General features: G+C 69.6%; 10 protein-coding genes and 3 tRNA genes. 8 read left to right on the top strand and 5 right to left on the bottom strand.

All coding sequences use genetic code 11. The features are described from left to right. Window positions 1-33: 33 nt before the first annotated feature. Window positions 34-486 carry an Asp23/Gls24 family envelope stress response protein gene (locus tag ACFQVD_RS40370; RefSeq protein WP_343978023.1) on the bottom strand — a complete coding sequence of 151 codons (453 nt, stop codon included), beginning with the start codon at window positions 484-486 and terminating at the stop codon, window positions 34-36. 312 nt (window positions 487-798) lie between these two features. Between ACFQVD_RS40370 and ACFQVD_RS40375 the strand changes: the two genes are divergently transcribed. Together ACFQVD_RS40375 and gltX are read left to right on the top strand one after the other, a co-directional pair. Further along, window positions 799-1,575 carry a fumarylacetoacetate hydrolase family protein gene (locus tag ACFQVD_RS40375; protein WP_343978017.1) on the top strand — a complete coding sequence of 259 codons (777 nt, stop codon included), beginning with the start codon at window positions 799-801 and terminating at the stop codon, window positions 1,573-1,575. Between the two features lie 28 nt (window positions 1,576-1,603). Beyond that, the gene (gltX, locus tag ACFQVD_RS40380) at window positions 1,604-2,935 is read left to right on the top strand and encodes a glutamate--tRNA ligase (protein ID WP_343978020.1); all 1,332 of its coding nucleotides are present in this window, start codon (window positions 1,604-1,606) and stop codon (window positions 2,933-2,935) included. A gap of 214 nt (window positions 2,936-3,149) precedes the next feature. Here the strand turns inward: gltX and ACFQVD_RS40385 are convergent, their stop codons facing one another. Then, window positions 3,150-4,847 (bottom strand): carboxylesterase/lipase family protein, encoded by a 1,698-nt coding sequence (locus tag ACFQVD_RS40385; protein WP_386273720.1) that lies wholly within the window; start codon window positions 4,845-4,847, stop codon window positions 3,150-3,152. A 93-nt stretch (window positions 4,848-4,940) separates the two neighbouring features. Next, entirely contained in the window at window positions 4,941-6,920 is a 1,980-nt protein-coding gene (locus ACFQVD_RS40390; protein WP_343982251.1) for a M3 family metallopeptidase, read from the bottom strand. Window positions 6,921-7,094: 174 nt separating this feature from the next. Here ACFQVD_RS40390 and ACFQVD_RS40395 point away from each other — a divergent pair. The 3 genes from ACFQVD_RS40395 to ACFQVD_RS40405 all read left to right on the top strand — a co-directional run bounded on the left by ACFQVD_RS40395 (window position 7,095) and on the right by ACFQVD_RS40405 (window position 7,390). Beyond that, window positions 7,095-7,166: transfer RNA gene (locus tag ACFQVD_RS40395), tRNA-Gln, on the top strand. Window positions 7,167-7,228: 62 nt separating this feature from the next. Continuing rightward, window positions 7,229-7,304, top strand: a tRNA-Glu gene (locus tag ACFQVD_RS40400). A 13-nt stretch (window positions 7,305-7,317) separates the two neighbouring features. Continuing rightward, window positions 7,318-7,390: transfer RNA gene (locus ACFQVD_RS40405), tRNA-Glu, on the top strand. 194 nt (window positions 7,391-7,584) lie between these two features. Here ACFQVD_RS40405 and ACFQVD_RS40410 read toward each other — a convergent pair. Both ACFQVD_RS40410 and ACFQVD_RS40415 read right to left on the bottom strand, forming a co-directional pair. Next, window positions 7,585-9,324, bottom strand: coding sequence for a hypothetical protein (locus ACFQVD_RS40410; RefSeq protein WP_343982254.1), 1,740 nt, complete (start codon window positions 9,322-9,324; stop codon window positions 7,585-7,587). Between the two features lie 90 nt (window positions 9,325-9,414). Next, the gene (locus ACFQVD_RS40415) at window positions 9,415-10,131 is read right to left on the bottom strand and encodes an IclR family transcriptional regulator (protein ID WP_030913609.1); all 717 of its coding nucleotides are present in this window, start codon (window positions 10,129-10,131) and stop codon (window positions 9,415-9,417) included. Between the two features lie 70 nt (window positions 10,132-10,201). Between ACFQVD_RS40415 and leuC the strand changes: the two genes are divergently transcribed. From leuC to ACFQVD_RS40430, 3 genes are read left to right on the top strand one after another with little or no spacing between them, the layout of a single operon-like run. Then, on the top strand, window positions 10,202-11,578 hold the full coding sequence (gene leuC / locus ACFQVD_RS40420; RefSeq protein WP_343982259.1) for a 3-isopropylmalate dehydratase large subunit: 1,377 nt from the start codon (window positions 10,202-10,204) through the stop codon (window positions 11,576-11,578). A gap of 12 nt (window positions 11,579-11,590) precedes the next feature. After that, window positions 11,591-12,178: a 3-isopropylmalate dehydratase small subunit gene (gene leuD / locus ACFQVD_RS40425; RefSeq protein ID WP_343982262.1), complete on the top strand. Its 588-nt coding sequence runs from the start codon at window positions 11,591-11,593 to the stop codon at window positions 12,176-12,178. Then, a complete protein-coding gene (locus ACFQVD_RS40430; RefSeq protein ID WP_343982264.1) occupies window positions 12,157-12,411 on the top strand; it encodes an SCO5555 family protein in 255 nt (84 codons plus the stop codon). Before leuD ends, ACFQVD_RS40430 begins: the two co-directional genes overlap by 22 nt. Window positions 12,412-12,427: the final 16 nt, after the last annotated feature.

Raw genomic sequence — 12,427 nt, forward strand, 5'->3', positions numbered from 1 at the left:
GGGCCGGATCCCCGGGCCCGCGCGCCGGATCTCTCACTGGACGCGCGGCCCCGGCTCGGACGACTCCTCCGCGGAGTCCTTGTCCTGGCCGGGCATGTGGACGTCGGAGACCTTGATGTTGACCTCGGTGACCTCGAGCCCGCACATGCGCTCGATCGCCGTGATCACGTTGCGGCGTACGGCGGCGGCCAGGTCGGGAATGGCCATGCCGTACTCGACGACCACTTCGAGGTCGGCGGCGGCCTGACGCTCGCCCACCTCGACGGAGACCCCCTGGGTGATGTTCTGGTCGACGCCGACCATGCCGCGTACCGCGCCTATGGCTCGCGCGGTGCTCGCGCCCATGTTGTGCACGCCGGGAATCTCCCTGGCCGCCAGGCCCGCGATCTTCGCTACGACGCCGCTCTCGATGGTGGTGGTTCCCTTGGGAGTGACCAGGCCACCCTGGGACCCGGGGCTGTCGGTGCGTGCCCGGGGCACAGGCATCTCTTCGCCCTTGAGCCTGTTCGCCGTGCTGGCTTCAGTCACGTCCGTTCCTTCCCCCGAGGGAAGACCTTCTGCTGGCCTCCCCGGTGCTGACAGAAACGGTCATACCCCTCATATTGCCACTAACCATGACATACTTATTTTTAACTCAATCATGGTCGTATCGGGAAAATGGCCTTTATAGGTATTTTTGGCTGTATATAGCCCAGAGGGCTCGGCAGTGTGGTGGAGGGACCGGTCGGGCGGGGGCGCGAACCTCCCGGAGACGCGGGTGCGGTCAGCCGAGACCCCGAGCCCTACTAGCCTTGTCGTGTGCGTATAGCGAGGTTCTCCACAGGAGACGGTGTCGGGTTCGGGGTGGTCGAGGGTGGCCCAGGGGAGGAGTTCGTCTCCGCGATCTCCGGTCATCCGTTCGGGCCGATCCAGTTCACCGGTGAGCGTCACTCGCTCTCCCAGGTCAAGCTGGTCGCGCCCATGCTGCCCAGCAAGGTCGTCGCGATCGGCAAGAACTACGCCGACCACGCCCACGAGATGGGCGGCGAGGTTCCCGACGAGCCACTGGTCTTCCTCAAGCCGTCGACCTCGGTGATCGGCTCGGGTGAGGCCATCGCCTACCCGACGACCCTGTCCCGGCGGGTCGACTACGAGGGGGAGCTGGCGGTGGTGATCGGCAGACTCTGCCGGGAGGTGCCCCGGGAACGGGCCCACGAGGTCATCTTCGGCTACACCTGCGCCAACGACGTCACGGCGCGGGATCTGCAGAAGAAAGACGTCCAGTTCACCCGGGCCAAGGGCTTCGACACGTTCTGCCCGCTCGGCCCGTGGATCCAGACCGAGCTCGACCCGAGCGACGTCGGCATCGTCACGTCCGTGAACGGCGAGGTCAAGCAGAGCTCGCGTACCTCCAAGCTCATGTACGACATCCCCGCGCTGATCGCCCACGTGAGCGCGGTCATGACCCTGATCCCCGGCGACGTCATCCTCACCGGGACGCCGGAAGGGGTCGGCCCGCTCAGCGTCGGCGACGAGGTCAGCGTCTTCATCGAAGGAATCGGCACTCTCAGCAACCGGGTGGTCTCCCGTGATTAGGGTTCGTTTCGCCCCCTCGCCGACCGGCATGTTCCATGTCGGCGGCGCCCGCTCCGCGCTGTTCAACTGGGCCCTGGCCGAGAGGGCCGGCGGCAGGTTCGTGCTCCGCATCGAGGACACCGACGCCGCCCGCAACCGGCCGGAATGGACCGAGGGCATCATCTCGGCGCTGGCCTGGATCGGGATCAACGACGGCGCCCCGGCCTTCGAGGGACCCTACTTCCAGTCCTCGTACGAGAAGCAGCACCGCGAGGCCGCGGCCAGGCTGCTGGCCGAGGGCCGGGCCTACTACTGCACGTGCACCCGCGACGAGGTCAAGGCCCGTACCGGGTCCGAGCACCAGGGCTACGACGGCTTCTGCCGCGACCGGGGCCTGTCCGAGGGCGCGGTCCGCTTCCGCACCCCCGACGAGGGCGTCACCGTGATCTCCGACCTGGTCCGCGGCACCGTCGAGTTCCCCAACAACGCGATGGAGGACTTCGTCATCGCGCGCGGCGACGGCTCCCCGCTCTTCGTGCTGGCCAACGTCGTCGACGACGTCGAGATGCGGATCAGCCACGTGGTCCGCGCCGAGGAGCACCTGTCCAACACCCCCAAGCAGCAGCTGCTCTGGGAGGCGCTCGGCGTCGCACCGCCCACCTGGGCGCATGTGCCGGTCATCGTCAACGAGAAGCGCCAGAAGCTGTCCAAGCGCCGCGACAAGGTCGCCCTGGAGTCCTACCGCGAGGAGGGCTACCTGGCCGAGGCGATGGTCAACTACCTGATGCTGCTCGGCTGGGGCCCCGGCGACGACCGGGAGATCATGCCCTGGTCGGAGATGGTGCCGCTGTTCAGGCTGGAGGACGTCAACCCCTCCCCGGCCTTCTTCGACGAGAAGAAGCTCCGCGCGTTCAACGGCGAGTACATCAGGGCGCTGCCCCTGGCGGAGTTCGTCACCCGCTGCGAGCCGTGGCTGGACCCGAGCTGGGACCGCGAGACCTTCGCCAAGGTCGCCGAACTCGCCCAGACCCGCATCGCGGTCCTGTCCGAGATCACCGCGAATGTGGACTTCCTCTTCCTGGACGAGCCCGTCTTCGACCAGGCGTCGTGGGACAAGGCCATGAAGAACTCCGCCGTGGAGATCCTCACCGGCTACCTCGACCGTATGGAGACGGTCGACATGGATCCCGAGTCGCTGAAGACCGCGCTGGAGGAGGTCGGCCTCGAACAGGGCCTCAAGCTCGGCAAGGCCCAGGCGCCCGTACGCGTCGCCGTCACCGGCCGGACCGTGGGCCTGCCGCTGTTCGAGTCGATCGAGGTCCTCGGCCGTGAGCGCTCCATCGAGCGTCTCCGTGCCGCCCTCGCGAGGCTCAAGGCCTGATCGGGCTTCGCGGCTTCGAGCGGGCTTTCGCACCCGATCGGATGTCTCGAGGGGCCCGGAAGAGAAAGAGGTCCCAGGCCCGGCCGAGCCCGGGGCTCTGGAGAGGCTTCCGGCCTGCATGGCCTGCACGGCCTGAAAAGGATGACGGCCCGCCCTGGTCTCTGCCCGGGGCGGGCCACCACTTTCTCCCGTGACCGCGGCCACGGGAAGGGCCTCAGGACGGGGAGCCCGAGGGACGTCCCTGCTTCGTGCCCCGCCCGGCGAGCTCGTCCCAGAAGCCGAGGTTGTGGGCCGAGGCGCGGTCGAAGGGCCTGATACCGTCCCGTCCCGGGGACAGCTCCTGCACGTACGGCGTGCCGTGTCCGGGACGCACGCGTTTCCAGACGGGCAGTCCCGGCCGGTTCGGGTCGCCGGCGGCGGCGAACCTGGACCAGTAGTCGATCATCGTGTCGCCGAGCCGCCGCTGCTCGGGGGTGAGCGGGGCGGACTCCCAGCCGACCCCGAAGAGGAACGACAGCTCGGAGCCGTGCGAGGCGAGCGGCCTGATCCCGTTGGGCAACGGGAAGAGCTCGGGCGCCGTACGGTCGGTGAACTCGTAGGAGAAGGTCGGCACGTGCCGGGCGAGCAGCAGATCGGTGTCGCGCGCCGGCCACGCCCAGTCGAGATCGCTCATGATGGCCGAGATCGCCTGGAGGGGCGAGCCGCCGTGGGCGCTCAGCGGGTAACGCGCCAGGATGTCGGGTCCCGCGGCGCCGTACCTGTCGTTGACGGCGGCCTCGTACTCCTCGGCCGTCATCGGCGGGAACAGCAGCGACGTGAACAGCGTGCCCTCGTCCCTGGTGATGCCCGTCAGCATGGGCACGCGGTGGAAGCGGCCCTCCTCGAACACCTTCGAGGGATCCTCGGGCAGCACCGCGTTACCGTACGCGGGCAACGGGAGCGGCTGCTGGGCCAGCAGGTCGGCCACCGGCTTGTCCCGCAGGCAGGCGAGCGCGGTCTGGGGGTCCGCGCACCCCAGCGCGGCGGCCAGAGCCTGTCCGTGGCCGTCGTGGGCGGCCCGGGGCACCCAGAGCGGGATGTCCAGGACCGGCCGCAGCGCGGTGCCCTCGAAGGTCCCGGTCCCGCACGGGGTGCTCTGGGTGATCGCCCGGTGGAACAGACCCGCCGCGGAGGGGGAGGCGAGCTGCGCGCACACCGAGTGCGACCCCGCCGACTCGCCGAACAGCGTGACGTTGCGCGGGTCGCCGCCGAACGCCGCCGCGTTGCGCCGCACCCAGCGCAGCGCCGCCTGCTGGTCCTCGATCCCGAACGCTCCCGGGTTCTCCAGCCCGGGATACCCGAAGAACCCGAAGACGCCCAGCCGGTAGTTGACCGTCACCACCACGACATCGCCCCGTACGGCCAGCCTGCGGGCGTCGTAGTCGCTGCCGGCCCCCTTGGTGAGGCTCCCGCCGTGCAGCCACACCATGACCGGCCTGGGCCGCTTGCCGCCCGCGGGGGCGGTCACATCGAGGTAGAGGCAGTCCTCCGCCTCGCTTCCCGGCAGGCCCCAGATGTCGGCGGTCTGCGCGCACCGGTCGCCCGGCGCGGTGGCGTCGCGCACTCCCTGCCACGGGGTGACGGCCCGCGGCGACCGCCAGCGCAGCTCACCGACAGGTGGCGCGGCGTACGGGATGCCCTGGAAGGACAGGTGATCCTTACCGGCCCTGCCCCGCACCCATCCTGAGTCGGTACGTACCGTCATCGGGTTCGCGCCGCCCGCGGTGGCCGGCGCCGCGCCCCCCGGCGGCGCGGTGCCGGCGGGTGCCGCCGCGGCCCCGGCTCCCGCGGCCCCCGGTACCAGCAGCAGGGCACAGGCCAGGCCGGATACGAGCGCGGCGCCCGTCATGTTCCATTTCCATGGTCGTTTCACGATGTTCAGTGTGTGTACCGCCCGTGCGAAGCGCATTGAGGGCACGTACCCGGGTGGGGTGCGGTTTCCCGCACCCCACAGCGGGAGGAAGGGCTAAACCAGCAGGCCGCGGCGCTTCAGCAGGGGCTCGATACGCGGGTCGCGGCCGCGGAAGTCGCGGAAGGCGTCCATCACGTCCCGCGAGCCGCCGACCGACAGCAGGGTGGAGCGGAAGTGGTCGCCGTTGCCGCGGGTCAGGCCACCGTTCTCGGTGAACCAGTCGACGCTCTCGGCGTCCAGCACCTCGCTCCAGATGTAGGAGTAGTAGCCGGCGCTGTAGCCGCCCACCCCGCTGACGAAGATGTGCGCGAAGTAGTTGGTCCGATAGCGGGTGCGGACCAGGTCGTAGGCGATCCCGGCGCGCTCCAGGGCCGCGTTCTCGAACGCCTCGGCGTCCTCGACGGTCTCGCCCGCGGCCAGCCTGTGCCAGGCCCAGTCCAGCAGCGCCGCCGCGAGATACTCGACGGTGGCGAAGCCCTGGTTGAACTTCTCCGCGGCCCTCATCTTCTCCAGGAGCTCCGCGGGTACCGGCTCACCGGTCTCGTGGTGCCTGGCGAAGTTGGCGAGGACCGAGGGCCAGGTGGCCCACATCTCGTTGACCTGCGAGGGGTACTCCACGAAGTCGCGCGGCACGTCGGTGCCGGAGACCCGGGGGAAGCGCACGTCGGAGAAGAGGCCGTGCAGGGCGTGGCCGAACTCGTGGAAGGCGGTGTTGACCTCCTCGAACGTCAGGAGCGTCGGACCCTCGGAGGGCTTGGTGATGTTGAGGTTGTTCATCACCACGGGCAGCTCGCCGAACAGGTGCGACTGGGTGACCAGGTTGTTCATCCAGGCGCCGCCGCGCTTGGTCGGCCGGGCGTACGGGTCGAACAGGAACAGGCCGAGCGGTGAGCCGTCCGCGTCGGACACCTCGAAGACCCGGACGTCCGGGTGGTACCCGGCCAGGTCGTCCCGGTCGGCGAAGGTGATCCCGTACAGCTCGCCGGCGGCGTGGAGGACACCGTCCCGCAGCACCCGGTCCAGCTCGAAGTAGGGGCGAAGGTCGGCGGCGTCGAAGTCGTAGCGGGCCTTGCGCACCCGTTCGGCGTAGAAGGACCAGTCCCACGGCTCCAGGGGGAAGCCGGCCTGCTCGCTCAGCGCCTCGGCCTCCCGGCGGGCGTTGGCCACCGCGGGGCCCACCAGCTTGCCGAGCATCTCCTCGACGGCGTCGGTGGTCTTGGCGGTCTGGTCGGCGACGGAGTAGGCGGCGTGGTCGGGAAAGCCGAGCAGGGCCGCCCGCTCGGCGCGGAGCGCCGCCATCCTGGCCGCCAGCTCGAAGTTCTCCGGCGCCCGGCCGATGGACAGCTCGTACAGCCTCCTGCGGGTCTCCCGGTCGGTCAGCTCGGCCAGCGCGGGCTGGTTGGTGTAGTTGAACAGCGGCAGGACGTACCTGCCGTCCTTCTCGATCGCCTTGATCGTGCTCTCGGCGAGCCCGTCCAGCAGCTTGACGTCCTCGACGACCAGCGCGGAGGCCGTGGAGGCCGTGAGCAGGTTCTGGGAGAAGGTCGTGGCGAGCCTGGTCAGTTCCTCGTTGAGCGCCCTGAGGCGATCCTGGTCGTCCTCGGACAGGTCCGCGCCGGCCCTGACGAAGTCGACGCGGTACTTCTGCAGCAGCCACGCCTCCTCGGGGTCGTCGGTGGCCACCTGTCTGATCCGGGCGTACAGGGAGCGGTCCAGGCGGATGGAGTCGGCGTGCTGGGTCAGCCGGGGGGAGACCTGGGTCTCGATCTCCCGGATGCCGTCGGTCGTGTCGGAGGCGGAGATGCTGCTGAAGACGGTCACGGTCCGCTTGAGAATCCGGCCCGAGCGCTCCAGGGCCTCGATCGTGTTGCCGAACGTCGCGGGCTCCGGGTTGTCGGCGATCTCCCGCACCTCGCGCAGCTGCTCGGCCATGCCACGTTCGAAGGCGGGAAGGTAGTGCTCCTCCCTGATCAGGGCGAACGGCGGCAGCCCGTACGGCAGCGTGCTGGGTTCGAAGAACGGGTTCTCGGCCAAGGCTGGGACTCCTCTCGGGTGGACGGATCTCTCAGCAGGGTTACACAACCGACCTTCGTTGCGGCAGCCCGGTGATACCGCGATTCGGCCGCCGGCAATCGTTTTGGTCTTGACCCCCAACCTGGGCTATTCTTTCGGAGGCGCCAGCGAGTCCCGCAAGGGAGTCCAGCGCGGTGGGGTATGGTGTAATTGGCAACACGGCTGATTCTGGTTCAGTTGTTCTAGGTTCGAGTCCTGGTACCCCAGCTGCATCTTCTCAGGAAGATGCCGCAGATTCGGCTCCCTCCGAATCTGATGACAGTGTGTAGGGTCCCGTCGTCTAGTGGCCCAGGACGCCGCCCTCTCAAGGCGGTAGCGCCGGTTCGAATCCGGTCGGGACTACCACTGTCTCTCGCAAGGCTCCGTCGTCTAGTGGCCTAGGACGCCGCCCTCTCAAGGCGGTAGCGCCGGTTCGAATCCGGTCGGGGCTACAAGTGCGAAACCCCCGGGAGCAACGGTTCCCGGGGGTTTTTGTCGTTTCAGGGGCATATGAAGCCCGCCTGACAGGTGAATCTCTCAGATCGCCTTCCACTCCCGGTGTACGGCCAGGTGACGCCTGAACGCTCCTGCCACGGTGGAACCGGAAAGGGACGGGGCGGCGCCCCGTCCCTTTCCGGTTCCGTTCCTAGTTCTGCCCCGAGCGGGCCTTGAACAGGGCGCGCTTGGCGGCCTTGCCCACCTGCTTGTCCGGATGCGCCTTGCCGATCGCCTCCAGCAGCTCCTCCAGGTGCGGGTGCGGCACCTTCCAGATCACTTCGAGCAGGCTGACCAGGTTCGGCACGTTGCCGATGTCGTCCAGGCTGCTGACGAACTCGGGACGGCCCAGGCCGGCGGAGATGGTCAGCATGTCGAGGATCAGCCAGTGGGTGTCGGCCTGGGTGGGCGTGGGAGCGTCCTCGACACCCAGCTGGGCCAGGTGGGTGGCCGCGTACGGGCGCAGGGACGGCTCGTCGAGGGCCTCCCGCCAGGCGGTGACGGCCACCTCGCCGAGCGAGCCGACCATGCTGGCCGCCTGGACCCGGATCAGCGCGTTCGCGTCGTCCTCGGCCGCGGCCTCCAGCAGGTCCCTGGCGGCCTGCTCGGGGGCGCGCAGCTCCATCCAGGCCTCGAACTCGGCGTCCGCCTCCTCCTCGGGCAGCTCGGAGCCGAAGGAGAGCAGGTCCAGGGCCGTCATCGCGTCGATGGCGGGCCGGGCGTCCAGCTCGATGTCGGCCTCGTCCACGAGGTGGACCACGCCCTCCATGCCGAGCGGGGTCAGCCGCACCTGGTCGTGCTCGACCTCGACCATGCCGTACCCGGCCAGCCAGTCGAGCACCGGGTTGAGCGGGTCGCCGTACTGCGCGGTGGCGGCGGCCCAGGCCTCCGCGCCCAGGTCGTCGTACTCGGCGGCGGCCTCGGCCAGCTCGGTGCGGAGCTCGGCCAGCGGCTTGGAGCCGGTCGCCAGCAGCACCCGGACCAGCAGCGCCCTGGTCAGCCCGGACAGGGCGATCGTGGCCTCCTCGTCCGCCAGCTCCGGGTCGCCGTAGTCGATGGAGTGCAGACCGGCCATCCACGCGTCCAGGGCGTCGTCGTCCTCCTCGAAGGGCCACTCCGCGGTGTCGGCGTCGATGCTGACCGTGTCCTCCCCCTCGGGCTGGAGGAAGTCGAGGTCGATCGCGAGGTTCCAGATGTTCCAGAGCGCGGGGACGGAGTCGGCCAGCGACTTGTCGCCCTTCTCGGGAACCGGGATGCCGAGGACGGCCAGGGCCTCGGTGATCTCGGCGTCGTCGAGCAGGCTCGTCTCGCCCACCCGGCGCTCCGAGCCGACCCAGATCGCGAGGTCGCGGGCCTTGGAGATCAGGGGTGTCCTGCGGGTGGCCTCGGCCAGCTCGGAGTCCGGGCGGAGCCTGATCGTCGGCAGCTCGGAGAGCTCGTCGGCGAACGGCTCGAAGTCACCGAGCCCCTCGGACTCCTCCTCGTCGTACTCGTCGTCCTCGTCCTCCTCGACGACGAGATCCTCCATGGCGTCGACGAAGTCGTCCTCAAGGCGGTCGAGCTCGGCGAGCAGGTCCCCCAGCGGCGCGGAGCCCTTGGCCAGGCGGTCGGACTCCGACAGGAAGGTCAGATAGGCGCGGACCGCGGGCACCATGCCGTCGGCGGCGGCGTCCGGGTCCTCGACGACCTGGGGCATCCGATCGAGGAGAACCGTGCGCAGGTCGGACTGCCTCCACCGGCCGACGTCGTCGGAGGCGATCAGCCGGTGCCACAGCGCGACAGAGCCGACCAGGTTGGAATCGCTGCCGGGCGCGTTCTCACGCGCCCACAGGATGAAGTTCTGGAGCAGGGGACGCAGTTCAGCCGCGGCTGCCTCGATGCGATCTGTCACCTGCCCAGCCTAGGGGGCCGCAGGGGTGCTCGCCTCCTCATATCGCCCACAGATCGCCCACAGGTCGCTCGGTGTCAGTCGCCGCGGAGGTCAGTTGGCGCGGCGCATCGACTCGGTGATCCGCTCGGCGGCGGTGACCACGGGGGCGGCGTGCAGCCTGCCGGGGGTGCGGGTCAGACGCTCGATCGGGCCGGAGACCGACACCGCGGCGACCACCTTGCCGCCCGCGCCCCTGATCGGCGCCGAGACGCTGGCCACACCCTGCTCGCGCTCGCCGACGCTGTGCGCCCAGCCTCTGCGCCGCACGCTCGCGAGCGTGGCCGCGGTGAACTTGGCCCCGCGCAGGCCCCGGTGCAGGCGGTCGGGCTCCTCCCAGGCGAGCAGGATCTGCGCCGCGGACCCCGCGAGCATCGGCAGGGCCGAGCCGACCGGTACGGTGTCGCGCAGCCCGCTGGCACGCTCGGCGGCGGCCACGCAGACCCGCTCGTCACCCTGCCGCCGGTAGAGTTGCGCGCTCTCCCCGGTCAGGTCCCTCAGCTGGGTGAGAACCGGTGAGGCGACGGCCAGCAGCCTGTCCTCGCCGGCGGCGGTGGACAGCTCGGACAGGCGGGGGCCCAGGACGAAACGACCCTGGGTGTCGCGGGAGACGATGCGGTGGTGCTCCAGGGCTACGGCCAGCCGGTGGGCGGTGGGACGGGCCAGGCCGGTGGCGTGGACGAGCTGTGCGAGGGACGCCGGGCCGGCTTCAAGGGCGTTGAGCACGAGGACGGCCTTGTCCAGTACGCCGACTCCGCTAGAGTTGTCCATACACCGATACTGCCGTCTCGACATATGAGAAAGCAAGTGGGTGCGGGATAGCCGATCGCAAGGAGGCGACATGGGCCGCACGCTCGCGGAGAAGGTCTGGGAGCAGCACGTCGTGCGACGTGCGGAGGGAGAGCCCGACCTGCTCTACATCGACCTTCACCTCATTCACGAGGTCACGAGCCCGCAGGCGTTCGACGGCCTGCGCATGGCGGGTCGCCCCGTCAGGCGGCCCGACCTCACCATCGCCACCGAGGACCACAACGTCCCGACCGTACGCGGTCCGATCAACGACCTGGTGTCGCGGACGCAGGTGGAGACGCTGCGCAAGAACTGTGCGGAGTTCGGCGTCCGGCTGCACCCGATGGGCGACGCGGGGCAGGGCGTGGTCCACATCATCGGCCCGCAGTTCGGCCTGACCCAGCCCGGCATGACGATCGTGTGTGGTGATTCTCACACCTCCACCCACGGCGCCTTCGGCGGCATCGCGTTCGGCATCGGCACCTCCGAGGTGGAGCACGTGCTGGCCACCCAGACACTGCCCGCCTACCGGCCGAAGACCATGGCCATCGAGGTCTCCGGCGAGCTGCCCCCCGGCGTCACCGCCAAGGACCTGATCCTGGCGATCATCTCCAAGATCGGCACCGGCGGCGGCCAGGGCCACATCGTCGAGTACCGGGGCGAGGCCATCCGCAAGCTCTCCATGGAGGGCCGGATGACGGTCTGCAACATGTCCATCGAGGCGGGCGCCCGTGCGGGCATGATCGCCCCGGACGAGACCACCTTCGAATACCTCAAGGGCCGTCCGCACGCGCCGTCCGGCGCCGACTGGGACGCCGCGGTCGAGTACTGGAGGTCGCTGGTCAGCGACGAGGACGCGGTCTTCGACACCGTCGTGGAGATCGACGCCGCGACGCTGACCCCGTTCGTCACCTGGGGCACCAACCCGGGTCAGGGCGCCCCGCTGGGCACGTCCGTGCCCCGTCCCGAGGACACCGAGGACCCGGCCGCCGCCGCGCGTGCCCTGGAGTACATGGGCCTGACCGCGGGCACCCCGCTCCGCGAGGTCAAGGTCGACACGGTCTTCGTGGGCTCCTGCACCAACGGCAGGCTGGAGGACCTGCGCGCCGCGGCCGAGGTGCTGCGCGGGCGCCAGGTCGTGACGCGCACGCTGATCGTGCCCGGTTCGATGCTGGTCAAGCTCCAGGCCGAACAGGAGGGGCTGCACGAGGTCTTCAAGGCCGCGGGCGCCGAATGGCGCGAGGCGGGCTGTTCCATGTGCCTGGGGATGAACCCCGACACCCTCGCCCCCGGCGAGCGCAGCGCCTCGACCTCCAACCGCAACTTCGAGGGGCGGCAGGGCAAGGGTGGCCGTACCCACCTCGTGTCCCCGCAGGTCGCCGCCGCGACCGCCGTCACCGGCAAACTCACCGCGCCCGCCGACCTGTAAGGAGCCCTCGCGATGGAAGCGTTCACCACCCACACCGGCCGGGCCGTGCCGCTGCGCCGCAGCAACGTGGACACCGACCAGATCATCCCCGCCGTCTGGCTCAAGCAGGTCAGCAGGACCGGGTTCGAGAACGGCCTGTTCTCCGCCTGGCGCGAGGACCCCGGCTTCGTCCTGAACGACCCCGTTCACGAGGGCGCCTCGATCCTGCTGGCCGGCCCCGACTTCGGCACCGGCTCCTCCCGGGAGCACGCGGTCTGGGCCCTGCAGCAGTACGGCTTCCGCGTCGTGATCGCGGCCCGTTTCGGAGACATCTTCCGTAATAATTCCACCAAGATGGGCCTGCTCCCGGTCGTCCTGCCGGGCGAGATCGTCGAGGCGCTGCAGGCCGCGGTCGAGGCGGACCCGACCCTTGAGATAACCGTTGACCTGGCAGGACGTCAGGTCCGCTGGGGCACGGAGGCCGCCGCCTTCGAGATCGACGACTACACGCGCTGGCGGCTGATGGAGGGCCTGGACGACATCGGGCTGACCCTGCGCAACGCCGACGCCATCGGGACATACGAGAATGGTCGGCAGCCATGGCTGCCGACGACCGTCTGACGAGTTCAGAAGACGAGCTGGCGTGGCGGCTGCGCGAGGCGCACCGCCGCGTCCGGTCCCTGCCTGTCTCCGTCGAGGAGAGAAAACGTCTCACCAGGCGCCTGCTGGCCATCTGCGATATGGCCAAGCGCGACCTCGATCACGCCACAGGGCGTCTTGATTTGTTCCTTCTCAGTATTGATGTCGTGGTTTCAGATACGCCGAGCACTGGAAACATTGCGGAAGGTGATTGAGTCATACGGCTCCGTC

Origin of the sequence: Streptosporangium amethystogenes subsp. fukuiense (genome assembly GCF_042665875.1) — a bacterium.
In the GTDB taxonomy this organism is placed as follows: Bacteria; Actinomycetota; Actinomycetes; order Streptosporangiales; family Streptosporangiaceae; genus Streptosporangium; species Streptosporangium fukuiense.

Excerpts from the sequence above, each read along its gene's own strand:
- leuC (WP_343982259.1), top strand. The coding sequence starts at position 10,202 with ATGGGCCGCACGCTCGCGGAGAAGGTCTGGGAGCAGCACGTCGTGCGA.
- ACFQVD_RS40415 (WP_030913609.1), bottom strand. The coding sequence starts at position 10,131 with ATGGACAACTCTAGCGGAGTCGGCGTACTGGACAAGGCCGTCCTCGTG.
- leuD (WP_343982262.1), top strand. The coding sequence starts at position 11,591 with ATGGAAGCGTTCACCACCCACACCGGCCGGGCCGTGCCGCTGCGCCGC.
- gltX (WP_343978020.1), top strand. The coding sequence starts at position 1,604 with ATGTTCCATGTCGGCGGCGCCCGCTCCGCGCTGTTCAACTGGGCCCTG.
- ACFQVD_RS40370 (WP_343978023.1), bottom strand. The coding sequence starts at position 486 with ATGCCTGTGCCCCGGGCACGCACCGACAGCCCCGGGTCCCAGGGTGGC.
- ACFQVD_RS40430 (WP_343982264.1), top strand. The coding sequence starts at position 12,157 with ATGGCTGCCGACGACCGTCTGACGAGTTCAGAAGACGAGCTGGCGTGG.